The organism is Streptomyces sp. NPDC087440 (assembly GCF_044744005.1).
Classification (GTDB): Bacteria; Actinomycetota; Actinomycetes; order Streptomycetales; family Streptomycetaceae; genus Streptomyces.
Window position 1 is genome coordinate 78660 of the sequence record NZ_JBIUXN010000021.1, and the last position, 20231, is coordinate 98890.

The window sequence follows — 20231 nt, forward strand, 5'->3', positions numbered from 1 at the left end:
GGCCTGCGGGAATGACCATGCACGCTGACCAAGTGGACGTGAGCAGCGAACTCGTCGCGGCGCTGATCCAGGAGCAGTTCCCGCAGTGGAGCGGCAGGGCCGTGCGGCCCCAGGCGTCGACCGGGACGGTCAACAGCATCTTCCGCATCGGGGACGACCTCTCCGCGCGCTTCCCGCTGCGGCCGGCCGATCCCGGGGAGGCCCTGGCCGTTCTGGAGCGGGAGGCCGAGGCGGCGGCGGAACTGGCGCGGGTGTCGCCGTTCCCGGTTCCGGAGCCCGTCGCCATGGGGAAGCCCGGCGCGGGTTACCCCATGCCGTGGTCGGTCCAGACCTGGCTGCCGGGGACGGTCGCCTTCGACGCCGACCCGAGCGGTTCGGAGGCCTTCGCCGGGGATCTCGCGGCGTTCATCGCGGCGCTGCGGGATGCGGATACGCGGGGGCGGAGCTTCGACGGGGACAACCGGGGCGGGGTGATCTCCGACCACGACGACTGGATGGCGGAGTGCTTCGAGGAGAGCGAGGGGCTGCTTGATGTGCCCCGGCTGCGCGACATGTGGTCCCGGTACCGGGAGTTGCCGCGTACGTCTCCCGATGTGATGAGCCACGGTGACCTGATCCCCGGGAATGTGCTGGTCACCGGGGGTCGGCTCGTCGGCGTACTCGACACCGGCGGCTTCGGCGCGGCCGACCCGGCGCTGGACCTGGTCGGTGCGTGGCACCTGCTGGAGGCGGGCCCGAGGGAGGCGCTCCGGCGCAGGCTGGCGTGCGACGAGCTGGAGTGGGAGCGCGGAAAGGCGTGGGCCTTCGAGCAGGCGATGGGGCTCGTCTGGTACTACGTCGAGAGCAATCCGGCGATGAGCGCGCTGGGGCGGCGGACGCTCGACCGCATCCTGGAGTCGTGAGGATGCAACGCCGCGAGGACGACGAGGCGCTGGTCATCAGGACCGACTTCGGGGACGAGGCGGCGTGGCGCGCGGTGGTCGAGGAGGTGCGCCGACCGTGGGGCGATGAGGGTGAATTCCCGCCGTACGTCGTGGTGTTGGAGCGTCCGGAGTGGGAAGGGGCCCGGGCCGATGAGGTCTTCGCGCGGGCGGCCGAGGACGAGGAGCTGAGCGTCGTGTTCCTGGCCGACCGGCACACGATGGAGTCGCCGGTACGGGCGCTGCTGGCGCTGAACCTGGGGTGGGAGGACCCTGCGGGCCTCGACCCCGTGTACGACCAGGAGCTGATCGAAGCGCCCGAGCCCCGGGAACTGCGTCTCGTGCCGGGGGCGGTGCACGTCGTACACGCCAACCTCCAGGTGGCGAACATGGACTTCGCGGAATTCGCGGAGGCGGCGGAGGAGGAGCCGGACGGGGTTCTGCGGGGGCTGTGAGCGGGGCGGGCCGTCAGGGGGTCTTGCGGCTGCTGCGGCGGCGGTAGTAGGAGATGGCGACGGCTGCCGTGAGCGGGCCCCAGAGGATCAGCGGCTGGTAGAGGATGCCGACGACGAGGCTCCCGGTCGGAGTCATGTCGTCGTGCGGGAACGTCCACCACCAGGGGAGGTTGGCCCAGAGGAGGGTCAGCGCCGCCGCGCCGAGGAGGGCGGGGACGGTGGCGGCCAGGGGGTGGACGCGGCACCCTCCGACGAGGGGTATCCAGCGGGGTACGACTTCGCCCCACGGCCGGACCAGGCCGATGGTGAGGAGGGCGACGAGTTCGCTGACCACGCTGAGCATCAGCATCCATGCCTTGGCGTCGAGCGTCTCGAACGGGATGAAGCCGGCCGTCGTGTATCCGGCGGGGTAACCGCACACCAGGAGGATGCGCCAGAGCCCGCTCGGGAGGACCACCAGCGTGGTCAGGTGCGCGGCCAGGACCGCCCAGCGGGGTGGTGGGGTGGTGGGGGTGAGCGGGGGGAGGGTGGTGGGGTGAGTGGCGGGATGAGTGGCGGGATGAGTGCTCATGTGCGTCATCATCGGGCGGGCTGCGGGGTGTTCCATCAGCCCTCGGGGCGGGGGTTGGGGGTTGGGGTCGGCCGAGCGGTGAGTCGGCGGTCCTCCTCAGGGGCGAGGCTGTGCTTCGGCGTGCGCGGGGTGCGCCCTTCAGGGGGTGCGGGGTGCGCCCTCAGAGGGCACGGGGAACTGCGCACCCAGCCACGACGCACCGGCACGGGACGGAGGGCGGAGGGGGTGCGTTCGGCAGCGTGCCCGGTCGGCGCCAGCCGGTGTTGCGGAGAGGCAGACGTGACCATGCCCATCCCGGCAGGTGCGCCTGCGACAGCGGGTGGTCTGGTTCCCTTTGGCGTTGTCGGGCCCTGCCGACGACTCGATCCCGGCGGGCGGGGCGGCAGGGCGGGAGAGGTGGAGACGTGTGAAGCGCGGGTGGTGGGGTGCGGTGGTCGTCGCCGTCGCGGGGATGGCGCTGGGGCTGACGGGGTGCACGGCGGAGAGGGGGGAGCCGGTGCGGGAGAGCGTGGTGGTGCGGGAGGAGCGGGGGCCGGTGGAGCGGCGGTTCCCCGCGTTCGGGGAGTTCGTGCGGGTGCGGTGGGTCAGGGAGGACCTCAACAGCGGCCGTGCGCCCGGACCTTCGGACGTCCGGATGGCCGGTGTCGTCCAGCTCTCGGCGCGGGACGCCGACCGGCTTCGTACGGGATACGCGTGGCGGGAGGGCGCGGAGGCCGGGCCCTCCGTCCCCGGGGCCGTCGGGGCGTTGCTGCCGGACGGGGCACGGTGGCGGACCAGCGAGGGGTTCGCGGGGGACGTGACGCGGGGCGGGCGGTACGCGGCGCGGTTCCATGTCGACTTCGAGATGAGGGTGCTTGTCTTTGATGCCCTCAATCCGGACATAGTGGTCGATGATGGATCCGGCTCAACTCCCGGCAAAGCGGACGGAGATGGTCCCGATGTAAAGGAATGGTGAGGGCCGGTCTACCCTGTGGCGACCATTTCTGCCATTTTTTGATCACCTCGGGGAACCTCACGTGAAGTTCACGCGCATATCCGTGCTCGCCGCCTCGGCAGCCATCGCACCGGCCGTCCTGCTCGCCGCGCCCGCCCAGGCCGCGCCCGCCCTGGCCCCCGCCGTCACCGCGCCCGACGCCGGGTCCAAGCAGGCCGAGGCGGACCGTATCGAGATCCTGCGGATCATGGGGGCCAAGAACGCCGGCCGCGTGATCAAGGAGGAGGGCAGCAAGGCCATCGACGCCGGTCCGGCCGCGATGCGGAAGTTCCTGGAGGTGGACCAGTTCCCGATCCGCATCTCGGACAACCGCGTGCTGACCGCCCAGATCCACGGCAAGGGCGGCCCCGGCGTGAAGGAAGCCGCCCTGAAGGCGCTGAAGGGCACGCCCGAGGACGTACAGAAGTTCCTCGACGAGGGCCAGTACGAGGCCCGCATCGTCGACAACCGCGTGCTCGTCGGCCAGGCCATCAGCACCGGCGGCCCCCGGGTGAAGGAAGCCGGGAAGAAGGCGCTCAGGGGCACCCCCGAGGACGTGCAGGCGTTCCTGGACAAGGGTCTGAGCGAAGCCCGCAAGCAGGACGAGGCCGACGCGGCGGGGTCCAAGGAGCCGGGCAAGGAGACGGGCAAGCCGTCCCCCGACGCCTCCAAGGACGCCGGGCAGGGCACCACCACCGGTACCCCCGGCACCACCGGCACCCCCGGTGACAAGGGCACCCCCGCCCCCGACGCCTCCAAGGGCGCCGACCACGGCACGGGCACCGGCAGCACGGGCGGCACCGGCACCGGCACCGACACCTCCGGCGGCGAGACCTCCGGCAAGCCGGTGACCGGCGGCGACCAGGCCACCCCGGCCCCCGCCATCGGCGGCTCCGACCTCGCCTCGACCGGCGCGGGCAACACCCTCCCGTGGGCGGCCGGCGCCACCGCCGCCGCACTCGCCGTGGGCGCGGCCCTCCTGGTGGCCTCGCGCCGCCGCCGCAACGCCCAGGGCTGAGCCCCGGAACGACCGGCCACCCACGCCGTGGGGGGGAGGCGGCGCTCACGCCCCTCCCCCGCACGGCACTCGGCACAGGCGCCCGCAGCGTCAGCCGACCGGGAGGCAGACCACGTGCACGGTGAAGGTGTCGGAGCCCGCGCTGCCGGTGTTCTTCATCTTCACCGTCCAGGAGTTCCCGTCGGCCGAGGCCTGCGAGAAGTACGGGAACGAGAAGACGACGTCGTCCTGGGTGTAACCGCCGCCGGTCGCCTTCGTACCGGCGGGGCAGGTCGCCGTGCCTTCGGCCGTGGTGCCCTGGGCGATGACCACGCCCGCGCTCGCCGCGAAGACCGGGGCCTTCGCCACGCCGTCCTTGCCCGCGGGGCCGACGGGTCCGGCCGGGCCTGCGGGGCCGTCCACGCCTGCCGCGCCCGCCGGGCCGACCGGACCGGCGGGGCCCGCGGGACCGGCAGGCCCGGCCGGACCCTCGGGTCCCTGCGGCCCGGCCGGGCCCTCGCAGACCCGCACCTTCCCCCACCACTTGCACTTGTCGTCGCCGCCGCCGCGGTCGTCCGCCGCAGCGAGCGGGGCCGCCAGCAGGCCGATTCCGGCGACGGCGGAGACGACAGCGGCTGCGCGGGCGGCGCGCAGGCGTCGGTTCGGGGCGGGGTGCGAGGTCATGTTCACGGGGTCCTTTTCCGTACGGAGGGGAGGGGGGAGGGCCGTCCCGTCCCGTTCCTTGCAGGGGGGGGTGGGAGGGCCAGCCCCTCCACCGTCGAACGGCCCCGCCGCCTCCGCCACCCACGCGCGACCGACCGGGTACCCACGGCCGCATCACCCGTGCGCGGCACCCTTTTGGCCGAACATTGCGTAGACCAGGTAGATGCTCCGGGCATCTAGTGGAGGGTGATCGGTAGAGGTCCCTCCGCTTGACCGTGAGTGAGGTTGTCCGTGACTGAGTCACCCGTGGCCGCGTCGCCCGTCGCCCCCGTCGTCTTCCCGCAGAACCGCACCTGCCCGTACGATCCCGCCCCCGGCTACGACCCCGTGCGGGCCACCGGCCGCCCCCTGACCCGGGTCGAGATCTTCGACGGCACCCCGGTGTGGATGGTGACCGGCCTCGCCGAGGCCCGTGCCCTCCTCGCCGACCAGCGGCTCTCCTCCGCCCGCGAACGCCCCGACTTCCCCGTCTTCGCCAAACGCCTGGTGGGAGTCGAGCGGCGCAGGCTCGAACTGCTCGGCGTCGACGACCCCGAACACAACGCCCAGCGGCGGAAGTTGATCCCCGGCTTCACCCTGAAGCGCACGGCCGGGCTGCGGCCCGCGATCCAGGCGACGGTGGACCGGCTGCTGGACGACATGGTCGCGCAGGGCTCACCCGCCGACCTGGTCGGTTCCTTCGCCCTGCCCGTGCCGTCGATCGTGATCTGCGCGCTCCTGGGGGTTCCGTACGCGGACCACGACTTCTTCGAGGAGGCCTCGCGGCGGCTGCTGCGCGGGCCCGCGAAGGAGGACGTGGAGGCGGCGCGGGACGCGTTGGACGCGTATCTCAACGACTTGGTTGACCGGAAACAGGCCGCCGAGCCCGGACTTCCCGAGGGCCTGCTCGACGACATGATCGGCGTCTTCGACGACCGCGACGAACTCGTCAACCTCGCCCTGATCCTGCTCCTCGCCGGGCACGAGACGACCGCGAACATGATCGCGCTCGGTACGTACGCCCTCCTGGAGCACCCCGAACAGCTCGCCCGCTTCCGCACCGCGGACCCGGCCGGGGTGAGCACGGCCGTCGAGGAACTCCTCCGCTTCCTGTCCATCGCCGACGGCATGTCCCGCCTGGCGACGGCCGACATCGAGATCGGCGGCGAGACGGTCCGGGCCGGGGAGGCCGTCATCTTCTCGACGTCCCTCATCAACCGCGACCCGGCCGTCTACTCCTCCCCCGACGCCCTCGACCTCGCCCGTACCGACCGCCACCTGGCCTTCGGCTTCGGCATCCACCAGTGCCTCGGCCAGAACCTGGCCCGCGCGGAACTGGAGATCGCCCTGCCCGCCCTCTTCCACCGCCTGCCGAACCTGCGGCTGGCCGCCCCTGCGGACCGGATCCCGTGCAAACCCGGCGACCAGATCCAGGGCCTGGCGGAACTGCCGGTGGCGTGGTGAGGGTGAGGAAGGAAGAAGAGGACATGCGGATCGTGATCGACACGGAGGTCTGCATCGGGGCGGGGCAGTGCGTGCTCTCCGCCCCGGAGACCTTCACCCAGGACGACGACGGCTTCTCGGAGGTACGTCCCGGGGCACACCCGGATTCCCCCCGGCTGAGCCTGGCGATCCAGTCGTGCCCGGTGGGCGCGATCTCGCTGCGGGAGGAGTAGGGCGTGACAGGTGGCGTCCTCCCGAGCCGGACCGGCCAGGAGGACGCCACCGCCGTCAACCCCTCAACTCACTTCACTACGCGGTCAGTTCCTCCAGCCCGTAGTAGTCGCCGAAGAACTTCTCGATCGCCGCCGAGTGCGGCGTCAGCTCCGGCAGATGGACCTTGATCGCGTCCCGCACCTTCGCCGCCAGTTCCGAGCGACTGCGCACCGCCCGGTCGACGTACGGCTCCAGCCTCCGTACGAGCTCGAAGTTGCTGGAGACGTCCGCCGCCCGCATCGCCCTCTGCAGCGGCGGCGCCCCCGCGTCCAGCGTGTCGGGCAGCTTGCGGCTGACGAAGGTGACCCGGTGCAGGACGCGCCAGCACGGGGGCTTGTGGTCGGCCTGGTCGGCCTGGCGCAGGGCCGCCGCGTTCGCGGTGGGGCCGTTCAGCCAGGCGGGGTCGACGACCTTGCCGAAGAAGTCCTCGAAGTTGGCCTTGTCGGAGTCCAGGTAGAAGGTCATGAAGCGGTACGCGTCGACCCGGCCCGGCACCTCGATCGGCCTGCCCGCCGTGTCGTACTGCGGGATCGAGTCCTTGTTGTACAGCTGGAGGTCTCCGGGAGTGTCGACCTTCACCTCCAGGCTGAAGGAGCGGGTCGCCTCCCGGCTGCGCGAGCGGGTGCGGGTGAGGCTGCCGCCGAGCGAGGCGTCGAGCTGGAAGCCCATGCCGACGGCGGAGACCGTGTAGCCCAAGGACGCGCCGGCGGTCGCCTTGCCGGTGAAGTTGTAGGTGCCCGACGTCGTCTCGGTGACGACGTCCGTGGTCTCGGTCGTCTCCGCGAAGAAACCGCCGTCCGCCGACCACGCGTACGTGTTGACGATGTCGCGGCGGGCGAAGGAGGCCACTTCCTTCGCCGTGTCCTGCTGGGCGTCCTGCGTCCCGCGCACCGGGCCCATGAAGCTGCTGAGCAGGCCCCGGGCGCGTTCGGCCGTCGGGTCGGGGTGGTGGGTCTCGGTGGAGACGCCCTCGTAGTAGGCCTGGCGGCGCTGCATGTCCTCCACGATGCGGCGCTTGAGCGCGTACGCCTCCCGGGGCTTGAAGTAGCTGTAGTCGCCCCGGTCGGTGGCGTCCTGGTAGTCGGGGTCCAGGAGCTTGGCGCCCTCCTTGAAGCCGACGGTGCCGTCGAGGGTGCCCTGCTTCACGTAGCGCGGGTTGATCGCGAACGGGATCAGGTTCCAGTCGCGCGGGATGTCCGGGTTGGGCAGCATCCGGTACGCGACCACCGCCCCCGTGTGCGCGAGGCGCAGCGCGAAGACGTCGGCGGTCTCCGACTGGACGAGCGCGAAGCCCATGTTGGCGGGCTGGAAGCGGCGGCCGCCCTTCTTGGCGTCGTCCTCGTGCTCCGGGTCCCAGGCGCCGCCGAGGCCCACCAGGGTGGAGCGGGTGGTGTTGAGACCCTCGGACAGCTCGGTCTGGTCGCCCCAGCCGTTGGAGTATTCGAGGCTCGCGCCGCCGCGCAGGTTGGCCTTGATCTCCGTGATGGGCGTGGACGTACCGATGCCCAACGGGGCGGTGATGATGCGGGACTTGAAGTTGAAGTCGGCGCTCACCCCGAACTCCAGGGACGCGTCCACGCTGGTGTCCTTGCTGGAGGACAGCGACTCCACGACCTCGTCGGCCTGCTTGAACTCCACCGACGTGGTGTTGATGTAGCTGAGCGAGGTGGGCCGCCGGGTCGCCACCAGGTTCTCCGACGGCACCGGCGGCGCGCCCTCCACGTACCCGATGAGCTGCGGCGCGAACTGCACCTGGCCCACCCACTCGGACTTCAGGTCGCCCAGCTTGAAGCCGGTGATCAACTGCCACTGGCCGTTCTGGACGTACGCGTACGCCCGCTTCAGGACGCCGCGCGTGCTGCCGTCCCGCAGCAGCTGGAGGTCGGCGTACTCCGACACCGCCGGTGCGGACGCCGTCTTCTGCACGAAGAGGGGGCGGCCGGTGGCGAAGGCCGAGCGCACCTCGGGCGTGTCGGAGGAGATGGGGGCGGTCGACATGACCGGCTCCGGCCGTGCGGCCCGGGTGGCGGACAGCGGGAGGTCGACGCCGCGCGGCCCGTAGTCGATCAGCTTGGTGGCGTCGACGGACGTGGACTCGTCGTCGAAGGGGTAGTAGGCGAGGAGGTCGGCGGTGTCGCCGGTGAGGCGGCCGTAGAGGTTGTCGAGCAGTTGCTCCTCGCTGCGGGCGGTGCGCCAGACCCGGACCTCTTCCAGGGTGCCGACGTAGCGGTCGGACGTGGTGGCCGTGCCGCCGTCGACGCGGCCCGCGAGAGTGAACTGCCGGTCCCCGTAGGGGAGTTTGTCGGCCTCCGTGTACGGCATCGCCTCGGTGGCGCGGCCGTTGAGGTAGAGGCGGAAGGTGCTGCCCTCGGGGTCGGGGTTCTTCGTCCAGACGGCTCCGCGCACCTTCGCGGTGTGGCTGCCGGACTCGTCCTGGGCGGCGTTGCCCTCGTTCTCCTCGAACCGCCAGTGCGCGACCAGCCCCTCCCGCTTGGCCGGAACCCCGCCGGGACCGGTGGGCGTCTCGCGGGGCAGGTCGGCGCAGAGCTGGTCGTCGGCGAGGGCGGTGTTCCAGATCCGCAGCTCGCTGATGATCCCGGAGAAGGGCTGCTCGGCGACGCCGTTGCGGGCGCGGCCGATGTCGAGGGGGCCTGGGTGGGAAAGCTCGGGGTGGCCCTGGTAGCGGGTGCTGCTGGGTGTCTTGCGGTCGATGTGGAAGGTGATGTCGGTGTACTTGTGGGTGACGACCGACTCCAGGGCGTCAAACGTCTGCTCGATCGCCTTGCCCGCCTTGTCGAGGAAGGAGATGGTCTTCGTGCCCATCTTGTCCTCGCGCACGGTGGTCAGCTTGCGCACGACGGCGATGCGGTGGAACGTGCCGGGCGTGAGGGCGTCCTTCGAGACCGCCTGGATCTCGCGGCCCGTGGCGTCCTCGAAGGCGAAGACCAGCTTGCCGTCGGCATTCACGGAGAGCTGGTACGGGACCCGCTTTCCGGTGCCGTCGTCGATCCGCCCCTTCGACAACAGGCCCTGCACGCCGCCCAGTTGGGCCACCTGGAGGAAGACCTCCAGGGTGAGGTCGCGGGCGATGTTCAGGTCCTCGGCGTGCGGGGCCTCCACCACGGCGCGGGCGTGGGCGAAGTCCAGTGCCCAGGACTGCTCGAAGGCGGCGGCGACATGGGTCCACTCGCCGACGGGGACGGTGCCCCGGCTGACGGCCAGGTTGTCGCCGACGCCCGCGATCAGGTGGCGGCGCTTGTCCGTGCCGGCCGCACCCAGCGCGAGGGTGTACCGCGAGGTGGCCGACGGGCCGCCGGTCGGGTCGGGGACGTGGGCGTGCACGATGCGCGAGACGGTGGTTCCGGCGGGGGGCTCGGCGGGGTGGAGCCAGGCCTCCACGGTGACGTCGTCGGTGTGCTTGACGGTCTCCCGGTCGGCGTCCTCGGGGAGCGAGGGCAGTTGCGTACCGGCGGCGAAGACCAGGGAGCGGCCCGGCAGGTCGCCCCACCAGCGCGGCGGTCGGGCCTTGCCGATGTCCTTGGCGGTGCCGTCCTTGACCGTGCCTGCGGTGCCGGTGAGCGAGGCGGTCACCAGCCGGGAGCCGAACGCGGCGGACGCGCCGGGCCGGGTGTGCGTGACCAGCGCGGGGGCGTAACCGACGAGCTGCACCGGGGTGTCGGCCGGGAACTCCGCCGTCGCCGGGCCGTGCTTGACCCGCACCTCGGTGGCCTTCGCGGCGACCGGCGCGGCGACGGCGTACACCGTGCCGCCGATGTCGAGGAGGTCACCTGCGGCGAGCGCACGCCGGGCCCCTTCGACGTCGAGGGTGAGGGTGCCCGCCTTGAGGGAGGAGACGACGCCGACCCGGGCGGGCTCGGCGTGCAGTCCGTTCAGGGCGTCGGCGAGGGCGGTGACCCTGCGGGGCAGCAGGGACCAGGTCTCGGTGTCGCCGTTCTTGTCGGCGAGGGTGAGGGTGCAGCGGTCCGCGAACGGTCCGGTCGTGTCGGCGGTGACGGTGACCCTGACGCCCTTGAGGTCGATGCCCGCGTCGCGGGCGGTGAGCCGCAGGGTGGTGCCGCCGGTCGCCTCGACGGACTTGCCGGACCGGCCGACGTTCGCGTCGTAGAAGAGCCCGGTCAGCTGCTCCTGCTCGTCGCGGAAGTACAGGCCGAGGTGGCCGGTGCCGCTGTCGGCGAGGTGCGGGGTGGTGCCGGTCTTCGCGAAGTCCAGGAGTGCGCCGGAGTGGCCGAGGCCGCAGCGGTCGGTGCCGAGGTGGGCGACGGGCTCGGTGTGCTCGCTGCGGCCCAGGGTGCCGCCGGAGACCCGGCCGAGCTCTTCGAGGAGGCTCTTGAGGGTGTTGGTGAGCTGGGTGTGCTGGGCGATGAGATCGCCGAGATGGCTGGAGTGGTCGCGGTGCTTGCGGTACTCGCCCGCGCGGGCCAGGAGGGCGCGGACGTCGGAAGCGGCCTGCGTCGCCTTCGCGTTGGTGGCGGCGGGGCGGACGGGGACGATGTGCACGGTGACGGATACGGACTCGCCGTTCATGACGTACGCGTCGTTCATCACGAGGCGTCCGTCGTTGTGCCGGTGCAGTTGGTTGCCGCCGCCGGTGAGGAGGCCGGTGCCCGGTGAGTACGTCAGCTTCGTGCCGGTCGCCGAGACGACCGGGTCCTTGCCGGAGCAGCTCAGGAACTGGTCGGCGGGGGTGCTGCGGAAGTGCCAGCCGGAGGAGTCCGCCGAGGCGGAGCCGTCGGAGGGGCCGCCGGAGAGGCCGCCGAAGGGGCCGCCGGAGAGGCCGCCGAAGGGGCCGCCGGAGATTCCGTCGCCGAAGGATTCCGGCCGGGCCGGTGCTCCGAGGCCGTCGCCGCCACCGTTCTCGTCCTCGTCGGACACGGAGAGGCCGCCGCCCCCGCCGCCCTGCGCACCGGCCGGTGCGGAGGCGCGCTCCCCGAAGGGGACTCCCGTCCACAGGGCGGTCGAGTCCGTTTCGCCGGGCGTCCCGGAACGGAGCACGGGCCGCTTGACCCCGTCGCTGCCGACGGAGTACGCGATGTACTCGTAGTCCGCAGGACCTCGGGAGTTCGGCGGGCGCGTGACGAGGAGGCAGTCGGCGACGGAGCCGTCGGCGGCGGGAGCACCGGCCTGCCAGGCGTCCGCCATCGCCTTCCGGAGCGACGCCTCCAACCGGTCGGGGTCGGCGACGTCGCCCTTGAGGATGTCGAGGGCCTTGGTGGCGGCCTCCAACTCGGCTTCCACCAGGGGGATTTCGAGCTTGAGGGCGTTCATTCGCTCCGCGTTGACCTCGTGCAGGTTCGCGCCGACCTTCGGGAGCGCGAGCACGTCGGGCACCTGGGCGAGCCTGCCGTCGTTGGCCACCGCGAAGTCGAGGGTGGCGATCCGGCCGACACCCGTGTCACCCGTGCCGCCCGCGCCCCCGGTCTCCTTGCTCGCCGTCCACGCCAGCAGCACGCGCGCCTGCCGCTTGAGCGGCTTGGCCGTGCCCTCGTGGCCGACCGCGCCCTCCTCCTGCTGGTGGTGGAGCACGGCGCTCAGGCCGCCCGCGACCGTACGGCCTTCGAGCCGGAAGGAGTCGCGGCGGATGCCCGGGTGGTCGGCGACCGGCGCCTCGGACTCCGTCCAGGCGGTGCTGCCGCCGAGGGCGAGGTCGCGGCCGTGGCCGCTCTGGTCGTAGACCGTGGTGCCGGTGCCCTCGTCGAAGCGGTAGTACGCGGCGAGGCCCGGCTCGTCGCCGACCAGACGGGTGGCGAAGTCGGCGTTCATCTCAACGCCGGGGCGGCGGCGGTGCCAGACCCGCACCTCGTCGATCTCGCCCGCGAAGAAGTCGCCGGGAGTCCCGGCGGCCTTGGCGGACGCGCCGACGAGGAGGCGGGAGCCGGGGGCGCAGGCGGGGACGAGGGCGGCCCAGGTCTTCCAGTAGCCCTGCTTGTAGAAGGCCACCTCCTTGCCGTTGTAGGCGATGCCGATGTGCTGGTACTCGCCTCTCTTCAGCCCGGCGGCGTACGGGGTCACCGTCGCCGTGGTGCCGTCCGCGAGGCCGTGCGTGACCGACACGCCCCCGTTGGCGGTCAGGGCGATCCTGATGCCGCCCGGTGCGGTCCCGTCCGCCCCGCCCGTGGTCGCCAGGATCGTGCCGCCGAACGCGGTCGGCCTGATCCATGCCTCGACGGTGTACGGGGCCGGACCGAGCTTCATCTCCTCGCCACCGGTGGCCAGTTCCCCGTACCCCTGCGCGAAGGACAGCGCCGCTTCCGCGAACCGGGTGTCCGGCTGGACGGGCACCAGGTCGTGTCCGCTGGCCGCGCAGACGCCGGGGGCCCGCTCCAGGACGGCGTCCTTGCAGGCGGCGTTCGGGCAGCGGTAGAGGCGGCTGCCCTGGGTGTGGAAGCGCCCGTCCTCGGACTGCTCGACGTTGACGGACTCGATGCCGGTGCCGGCCGCGTCGGCGAGGAAGAACTGCCAGCGGCTGGTGTCGGCGACGAGCGTCGGCACCAGGAGGACGGCGAACCGGCCCTCGGTGACCTTGCCCGCGAAGCCGAGCACGAGGGTCGGCTCGTAGAAGGGGCGGCCGTTCATGTCGGTGGTGCCGAGGCTGTCCTTGGCCGATTCCGGCTGGTCACGGTGCCTGCTGCGCCGGTAGCGGACCTCCTGGACCGGCTTGAGCTCGGTGCCGGTGAGCACGAACCGGTCGCAGAGCAGCGCGTCCGGGGCGACCTGGACGACGCGCTGCGCACTGTCGGTCTGCCGCCCCGGGTGGGCCTTGTCGCCGGTGGTGCCGCCGCTGGTCAGCCGGTAGAGCGCGTCCTCGTGGTCGGCGCCGACCGCTTGCCGGAACACAAAGACGTGCTTGCCGTCCGAGACGACCTGGAAGGGGTACGGGGCGGTCAGGCGTCCCGTGCCGGAGCGGAAGTCGTCGACCTCGTCGTCCAGCAGGATCTTCCCCGGCCCCTCCTCGGCCGCCCCGCCGAGCTGGACGCGCGGCAGCCGGGCGGCCCCGGCCGCCGCGAAACCGGCGCGGGCGATCTCGGCCGGGAAGCGGAGTTCCCTCGGCTCCTCCGACCAGTGGAGGACGTCGAGGTCGGCACCGGGCGCGGGAGCCGCTCGGCCCGAACCGGCGCCGGTCGCCTGCCCGTTGAGGTCCAGCACGCTGTAGTACAGGCGCCGGTCCTCGTCGATGGCCAGCGCGATGGTGGTGCCCTGGTGCCGGACCAGGGTGGTGTGGACGTACTCGCGATCGCTGTACGTCTTGAGGCGACTGTTCGCCGGAAGATCCACGGACACGTGAGATTCCCCTCCAGCGAGGGCGTGGGCTGCCCTCGCCCCGGCACACTCCCCCAACTACCCCTACAAAACTCCCGAGTTCATGACAATGGCGGAAATCCGATGTTTCCGGCCGGGTTGCTCCACCCTGCGGCTCCGAGCCGTGCGGGGAGAGGATGAGCGGGGCGCGTGATCGCCCCGGCCGCATGTGTACCAACCGGGGACGGGCCGCCGCCGAAAGGCGAGCGAATTCTCCTGAACCGGTGCGCCGGGGAGGCCCGTTGGGATAGGGGCGCAGCCGGACGTAAGGCTTCGTCGGTCCGGGCGGCCGGGAGTGCACCCGTCACCCGCGCACGGCCGCCGGTCTCAGTCGAAGCGGACCGAGCGCATCGTCACCCTCGGGAGCGACTCCTCCGTGCCGGACATCGGGTCGATGCCGTACCGCTCGCCCGTGCAGTCCTTGGACTGGTAGACGTAGACCCGCTGGTCCGTGCCGTTGTGCGGCGCGATCATGGGGAGCTTGTCGAACCAGTCCTGGCCGGTGCCCGGCAGCATGATGCACGTTCCGCTCGGCGGGTCCACCAGGGAGGTGCGGTGGCCCGCGTCGTCGTACACGTAGCTGAACTCCCCCGAGGCCGCGACGGCCGAGCCCGGGAGGCAGGTCAGGAGGGCGGCGGCACCACCGGCTGCGGCGGTGAGCATGCGGCGGGTACGGGTCATGGGTAACTCCTCGGTACTGAGGGGGCGACGCGGCCCACCGTGCCCGGCCGGGCGGGCCGCGTCGCCCCCTCTCCCTCCAACGAGTGCCGCCGAAACGATCCGCTCTCACCCGCTCGGCCGGACACGCCCCTACGGGCGTTCGAGGATGGCGGTGATGCCCTGGCCGCCCGCCGCGCAGATCGAGATCAGGCCGCGGACCGGGCGGTCCTCCCGGACGCCGCGTTCGGCGAGCAGCTTGGCCAGGGTGGCGACGATGCGGGCGCCCGTCGCGGCGAAGGGGTGGCCGGTGGCGAGGGAGGAGCCCGCCACGTTGAGGCGGTCGCGGTCGACGGGGGCCAGGCCCTGCTTCTCCCAGGCGGCGAGGGTGGCCAGGACCTGGGAGGCGAAGGCCTCGTGGATCTCGAAGAGGTCGAAGTCCTCGATGCCCAGGCCCGCCCGCTCCAGCATGCGGGGGACGGCGTGCGCGGGGGCCATGAGCAGCCCGTCCCGGTCGGGGCCGGGCTCGTCGTGGAGGTAGTCGACGGCGGCCGTTTCGTACGCCGTGAGGTAGGCGAGGGGAGTCAGGTCCCGGGCGGCGGCCCATGCGTCGTTCGCGAGGAGGACGGTCGCCGCGCCGTCCGTGAGGGGGGTGGAGTTCCCCGCCGTCATCGTCGCGTCGCCCGCCCGGACCCCGAACACCGGCTTCAGGCGGACGAGTTGCTCGGCGGTGGAGTTCGGGCGGAGGTTCTGGTCGCGGTCCAGGCCCCGGTAGGGGGTGACCAGGTCCGCCAGGAATCCTCTCTCGTACGCCGAGGCCAGCCGCCGGTGGCTGGCGGCCGCCAACGCGTCCTGCTCGGCCCGCTCGATGCCCCACGCCCGCGCGGTGCGTGCCGCGTGCTCGCCCATCGAGAGGCCGGTGCGGGGCTCGGCGTTGCGGGGGATGTCGGGGACGAGATGGCGGGGGCGGACACGGGCGAGTGCCCGGAGGCGGGCGGGGGCCGACGTCGCCCGCCGCGCTTCCAGCAGGATGCGGCGCAGCGCGTCGTTGACCCCCAGCGGCGCGTCGCTCGCCGTGTCCGCGCCGCCCGCCACCGCCGAGTCGAGCTGCCCGAGGGCGATCTTGTTGGCGGTGGCGATGACGGCCTGGAGGCCGGTGCCGCAGGCCTGCTGGAGGTCGTAGGCGGGGGTGCGCGGGTCCAGCTTCGAGCCGAGGACCGTCTCGCGGGCCAGGTTGAAGTCGCGGCTGTGCTTGAGGACCGCGCCCGCCGCGAACTCCCCGACCGCACCGGCCCCGTGGAGCCCGTACCGCTCCACCAGTCCGTCGAGTGCCGCCGTCAGCATCTCCTGGTTGGAGGCGGTCGCGTACGGGCCGTCGGAGCGGGCAAACGGGATGCGACTGCCGCCGATCACCGCGACCCGGTGCGGCCACGCGACGTACGGCTGGGGCTTCTGGGGCTCCTGGGGTGTCGGCGGCGTCATCTCGACCAGCTCCTGACTCTTGAGTAACCTTACTCAGAAGTAAATACAGGCATCACCGTACCGCCACCACCGCGCAGGAAGTAGGGACGATGGCCGATCGCTATCTGCACTTCACGGGCACGGCACCCGGCCGTTTCCTGACCCGGAGACTCGGCCTGCCGCAACCGGCCGCCCTCCTCCGCTGGTCGCCCGAACGCCCCACCCTGGGCGGCGAGTTGCTGCACCTCACGGCGGGCACCTCCGCGCACACCGAGGCACTGGGGGATCTCCTCCCCCGTACCGGACTGCGCGTCGTCCCCTCGGCCGGGGCGCCCGCCGCCGTGGTCCTGGACGCGACCGGCGTGGTCACGGTGGACGGCCTCGCGGACGTCCACGCGGCGCTGCACCCGGTCGTGCGGACCGTGGCGAGCGGCGGACGCGTCCTCGTGCTCGGCTCCCACCTCTCCCCCGACGACCCCGAACAGGCCGCCGCGCAACAGGCGTTGGAGGGATTCGTCCGCTCCCTCGCGAAGGAGATCGGGCGCGGCCGCACGGTGCAGCTCCTGCGCCTGGCCCCCGGCGAGGCCTCCGGTGCGGAGTCCACCCTGCGCTTCCTGCTCTCCCCGAAGTCGGCGTACGTGAGCGGGCAGGTCGTCCAACTGACGGGCACGCCAAGCTCGTTGGCGTACGACGTCGACTGGGACCGGCCGCTCGACGGCCGCACGGCACTGGTCACCGGGGCCGCCCGGGGCATCGGCGCGGCCGTCGCGGCGACGCTGGCCAGGGACGGGGCGCACGTGGTGTGCCTGGACGTCCCCCAGGCGGCCGAGGACCTGGAGCGCACGGCGGTACGGGTCGGGGGCACCGCGCTGCCCCTCGACATCACGGCGCAGGACGCCGCCGAGCGGATCGCGGCGTCGGGACCGCTCGACGTTCTGGTCCACAACGCGGGGATCACGCGCGACAAGAAGCTCGCCAACATGTCGGCGGAGACGTGGAGTTCGGTCCTGGACGTGAACCTCGGCTCCGTCATACGGACCACCCAGTCGCTCGTGAAGTCGGGCGTGCTGGGCGAGGGCGCACGGATCGTCGCCACCTCCTCGATCGCGGGGATCGCGGGCAACGCGGGCCAGACGAACTACGCGGCGAGCAAGGCGGGCGTGGCGGGCCTGGTGCGGGCGCTGGCCCCGGGGCTGGCCGCGTACGGCATCACGGTCAACGCGGTGGCCCCCGGGTTCATCGAGACGAGGATGACGGCGGCCGTTCCGCTGATGATCCGCGAGGCGGGCCGCCGGATGAACTCCCTCGGCCAGGGCGGCCTCCCGGAGGACGTCGCCGAGACGACGGCGTGGCTGGCGCATCCGGGCTCGGGCGCGGTGACGGGGCAGGTGGTCCGGGTGTGCGGGCAGAGCCTGTTGGGGGCCTGAGGATGCTGCATGTGGTGGCGGGGGCGGCGCGGTCCCCCTTCAAGAAGGTGCCCCGCGATGCCGCCTCGGTCGGGCTCGCCTCGCCGCGGCTGGTGCGCAAGGGGGTCGTGCTGGACCCCGGGAAGGTGGCGGCGTACGCGCGGCTGTGCGGGTACGAGGGGGCGGCGCCGGTGCCGCTCCCCTATCCCCATCTGCTCGGCTTTCCGCTCGCGATGCGGATCATGGCGGCCCGGGACTTCCCGCTGCCGCTGCTGGGTCTGGTCCACACGGGGATCGAGGTGACGCAGCGGAGGGCGCTGAGCCCGGCGGAGCGGGTGGATGTGGCGGTGTACGCGGAGGGGGTGCGGGGGCATCGGAGGGGGGTGGAGGTGGTGATGGTGACGGAGGTGCGGGGCGAGGGTGTGGGGGAGCCGGTGTGGGTGTCGCGCAGCACGTACTTGGCGCGGGCCGGGGGCGGTGACGGGGCTGAGGCAGGGGCCGGGACCGGGGTGGCCCGGAGTCGGGCGGGCCGCCCCCTTGCCCGCCCGTTCCGCCCCCTTGGGGCGGCCCCGTCGCCCAAGGGGACGGAGCGGCAAGAGGCCGAGCCCAAGGGGGCGGGGCGGCAAGAGGCGGTGCCCAAGGGGGCGGGGGGTGGTGTGGAGTGGGTGCTGGACGGGGATCTCGGGCGGCGGTACGGGCGGGTGTCCGGGGATCTGAATCCCATCCACCTCCACCCGCTCACCGCGCGCCTCTTCGGGTTTCCGAAGGCGATCGCGCACGGGATGTGGACCTTCGCGCGGTGCGTGGCGGAGGCGCAGCTGCCTGAAGTGGTGTCCGTACGGGCCGAGTTCAGGGCCCCTGTCCTCCTGCCGACGCGCGTGACGTACGTACGCCTCCCGGACAACGGCTTCGCACTCCGGGGCAGCAGGGACGGCCGCCCGCACCTGACGGGAACGGCCTCAACGGACCTTGGCCGCTGAGGCCGACCACCGCTCCCCCTTCATGAGGTTCTCCAGCCCCGCCCAGGCGAAGTTCATGAGGGTGGAGGCGGCCTCCCGGGCGCTGACGCCGGGGGTGTCGTTGGCCCAGGCCGCGAGGGACTCGGCCGCGCCGACCAGGGCCTGGGCGAGCCCGGCGACCTCGCGGTCGGCCAGGTGCGGATCGCAGCGGGCCTCGCGGGCGGCGTCGCCGATGAGGTGGTTCACGAACGCCGTGATCTCCTCCCGCATCGCGGCCACCTCGCCGGCGAAGGGCTCGCCGTGGGTACGGGCCTGGCTGTGCAGGACGGACCAGCCGTCGGGGTTCTCGGCGGTGTGGGTGAAGAAGGCGGTGAGCCCGTCCCAGAGCTGCCGGTCGGCGGGCAGCCCGGGCTCGATCCCGGCCCGTACCGCCTCGACGAGAGCACCCGCCTCCCGCCGGATGCAGGCGGTGAACAGCTCGTCCTTGGAGTTCAGATACAGATACACCAGCGGCTTGGACACCCCCGCCAGCTCGGCGATCTGGTCCATGGAGGCCGCCCGGTACCCGAGCCGTGCGAAGGTCTCCACGGCGGCGTCCATCATCTGCTGCTCCCGCACCGCACGCGGCATGCGCTTGGTCCGCCCCGTCGCCACCGGCGTACCGTCCGACGCTCCCATGAGTCCCCTGTCCCCTTCGCCCCACTGGCTCGGCGGCCCGGTCAGTGGCCGCCGCTCCTACTCTGCGGCAAGCCTACGGCGCGGGGCGGCCGCCCCGACCTGGCCGACGGGCCCCGATCGGGCGGACCCGCGACGCGGCGGTCAGCTGCGGCAGCGGGCGCGGCCCACCGCGGCGGCCACCGTCAGCGGGACGGTGAGGAGGGCGGCCGTCAGGAACATGCCCGGGTACGCATGGCGTTCCGCGGGCCCCGCGGCGAAGGCGCTGGCCAGGGCCGAGCCGACGTACAGAGCCACCCCGAACATCGCGACACCGGTGGCACGGGCGGCCGGGGACAGCGTGGTGGCCCACGACTGGATCGTGGAGTGCATGAACGACCACCCGCCACCGAGCAGCAGGGCGCACACCACCAGGGAAGGCACCGACAGGCTGACCGCGGCGAAGCCGAAGGCCACCGCCATCTGCACCCCGCCGGCCACGATGAGACCCGCCGCACTCCAGCGTCCGACCAGGCGCTTGACCAGCTGCGAGGCGGCCATCGAGCCGACGCCGTAGAGCGCGGACACCGCCCCGGCCAGGGTCGCCGAGGCGCCCCGGGCCTCCAGGGCGGGCGCGATGTACGTCAGGAAGCCCAGCAGGACGGCGCCTTCGAGCATCGCGACCGCCATGACGTACCACTGCCAGCGGGAACTCAGGACGACCTTGAACGGGGCGAGCAGCGCGCCGGGCGCCGCACGCGGCGGTTCCGGGAGGCGGCGCAGGGCGACGACCAGGTAGAGGGCGATCACACCGGGCAGGGCGAAGACCAGCCGCCAGCTCACGTAGTGCGCCAGCGCCCCGGCGACGACGGTCGCCACGGCGGTGCCCAGCGCGAACGCGGTCATCAGCTCGCTCAGCGGGCGCTGACGGACCGCGGCGGGCACGGTGTCCCCGACGTACGTGATGGAGGCGGCGATGGAGGCGGCGAAGAACGCGCCGGCCGCGATGCGTGCCGCGATCAGCACGGTCGCGCCGGGCGCGAGCACCGAACACAGAGCGGCGACGGCGGCCCCGGCCAGCGAGATCCGCATGACCCGCACCCGGCCGAACCGGTCGCTGGCCAGCCCCCAGACCGGCTGCATCAGGCCGTAGGCAAGGAAGTAACCGCTGGCGGCGAGCATCACCGTGGCCAGCTGAACGCCGAGTTGGGCGCCGATGAGCAACAGCATCGGGGTGATGCAGAAGCGGTCGAAGTTGCTGACGAACCCGGCCGCGCGCAGGAGCCGGAGCGAGGCGGCGGGGAGGGGTGGGGCGGCCGGGGTGGGGGTGGAGGGGTGTGAGGGTGCGGGTGTGGTGCGGGGTGAGTCGGCGGTGTCCATGGGGTTCCTTGGGGCTCTTGGGGGGCTTTGTTCGGTCGTGTCCGCGGGTCGGTCGGCCCACGC

15 protein-coding genes are annotated in these 20231 nt (G+C 72.8%); 8 read left to right on the plus strand and 7 right to left on the minus strand.

What is annotated here, in order from left to right; translation table 11 throughout:
* The first annotated feature begins 11 nt into the window (after positions 1 to 11).
* Together ACIO3O_RS32745 and ACIO3O_RS32750 are read left to right on the plus strand one after the other, a co-directional pair.
* Complete coding sequence (locus ACIO3O_RS32745) at positions 12 to 902, plus strand: aminoglycoside phosphotransferase family protein (RefSeq protein ID WP_401752226.1); 891 nt, start codon at positions 12 to 14, stop codon at positions 900 to 902.
* A gap of 2 nt (positions 903 to 904) precedes the next feature.
* Positions 905 to 1375 (plus strand): DUF6924 domain-containing protein, encoded by a 471-nt coding sequence (locus tag ACIO3O_RS32750; protein WP_401752396.1) that lies wholly within the window; start codon positions 905 to 907, stop codon positions 1373 to 1375.
* Between the two features lie 13 nt (positions 1376 to 1388).
* On the opposite strand, the gene ACIO3O_RS32755 is transcribed toward ACIO3O_RS32750, so the two are convergent.
* Positions 1389 to 1946 carry a hypothetical protein gene (locus ACIO3O_RS32755; protein WP_401752227.1) on the minus strand — a complete coding sequence of 186 codons (558 nt, stop codon included), beginning with the start codon at positions 1944 to 1946 and terminating at the stop codon, positions 1389 to 1391.
* A 406-nt stretch (positions 1947 to 2352) separates the two neighbouring features.
* On the opposite strand from ACIO3O_RS32755, the gene ACIO3O_RS32760 reads away from it, so the two are divergent.
* Entirely contained in the window at positions 2353 to 2901 is a 549-nt protein-coding gene (locus tag ACIO3O_RS32760; RefSeq protein WP_401752229.1) for a hypothetical protein, read from the plus strand.
* Between the two features lie 61 nt (positions 2902 to 2962).
* Complete coding sequence (locus ACIO3O_RS32765) at positions 2963 to 3937, plus strand: ALF repeat-containing protein (RefSeq protein WP_401752230.1); 975 nt, start codon at positions 2963 to 2965, stop codon at positions 3935 to 3937.
* A 90-nt stretch (positions 3938 to 4027) separates the two neighbouring features.
* Here the strand turns inward: ACIO3O_RS32765 and ACIO3O_RS32770 are convergent, their stop codons facing one another.
* Positions 4028 to 4600, minus strand: a complete 573-nt coding sequence (locus ACIO3O_RS32770) for a hypothetical protein (protein WP_401752232.1) — start codon at positions 4598 to 4600, stop codon at positions 4028 to 4030.
* A 264-nt stretch (positions 4601 to 4864) separates the two neighbouring features.
* On the opposite strand from ACIO3O_RS32770, the gene ACIO3O_RS32775 reads away from it, so the two are divergent.
* On the plus strand, positions 4865 to 6082 hold the full coding sequence (locus ACIO3O_RS32775) for a cytochrome P450 (RefSeq protein WP_401752234.1): 1218 nt from the start codon (positions 4865 to 4867) through the stop codon (positions 6080 to 6082).
* 23 nt (positions 6083 to 6105) lie between these two features.
* A complete protein-coding gene (locus tag ACIO3O_RS32780; RefSeq protein ID WP_401752236.1) occupies positions 6106 to 6294 on the plus strand; it encodes a ferredoxin in 189 nt (62 codons plus the stop codon).
* Between the two features lie 76 nt (positions 6295 to 6370).
* Here ACIO3O_RS32780 and ACIO3O_RS32785 read toward each other — a convergent pair whose 3' ends face one another.
* The 3 genes from ACIO3O_RS32785 to ACIO3O_RS32795 form a co-directional block, all read right to left on the minus strand.
* Positions 6371 to 13633, minus strand: a complete 7263-nt coding sequence (locus ACIO3O_RS32785) for a LamG-like jellyroll fold domain-containing protein (RefSeq protein WP_401752238.1) — start codon at positions 13631 to 13633, stop codon at positions 6371 to 6373.
* A 345-nt stretch (positions 13634 to 13978) separates the two neighbouring features.
* A complete protein-coding gene (locus tag ACIO3O_RS32790; protein ID WP_401752240.1) occupies positions 13979 to 14332 on the minus strand; it encodes a hypothetical protein in 354 nt (117 codons plus the stop codon).
* Positions 14333 to 14461: 129 nt separating this feature from the next.
* Positions 14462 to 15790 carry an acetyl-CoA C-acetyltransferase gene (locus tag ACIO3O_RS32795; RefSeq protein ID WP_401752242.1) on the minus strand — a complete coding sequence of 443 codons (1329 nt, stop codon included), beginning with the start codon at positions 15788 to 15790 and terminating at the stop codon, positions 14462 to 14464.
* An 89-nt stretch (positions 15791 to 15879) separates the two neighbouring features.
* Between ACIO3O_RS32795 and ACIO3O_RS32800 the strand changes: the two genes are divergently transcribed.
* Positions 15880 to 17196, plus strand: coding sequence for a 3-oxoacyl-ACP reductase (locus ACIO3O_RS32800; protein WP_401752243.1), 1317 nt, complete (start codon positions 15880 to 15882; stop codon positions 17194 to 17196).
* Positions 17197 to 17198: 2 nt separating this feature from the next.
* On the plus strand, positions 17199 to 18155 hold the full coding sequence (locus ACIO3O_RS32805; RefSeq protein ID WP_401752245.1) for a MaoC family dehydratase: 957 nt from the start codon (positions 17199 to 17201) through the stop codon (positions 18153 to 18155).
* On the opposite strand, the gene ACIO3O_RS32810 is transcribed toward ACIO3O_RS32805, so the two are convergent.
* On the minus strand, positions 18135 to 18764 hold the full coding sequence (locus ACIO3O_RS32810; RefSeq protein WP_401752397.1) for a TetR/AcrR family transcriptional regulator: 630 nt from the start codon (positions 18762 to 18764) through the stop codon (positions 18135 to 18137). The two genes, ACIO3O_RS32805 and ACIO3O_RS32810, sit on opposite strands and share 21 nt — an antisense overlap.
* A gap of 189 nt (positions 18765 to 18953) precedes the next feature.
* Complete coding sequence (locus tag ACIO3O_RS32815) at positions 18954 to 20168, minus strand: MFS transporter (RefSeq protein WP_401752247.1); 1215 nt, start codon at positions 20166 to 20168, stop codon at positions 18954 to 18956.
* Positions 20169 to 20231 lie beyond the last annotated feature (63 nt).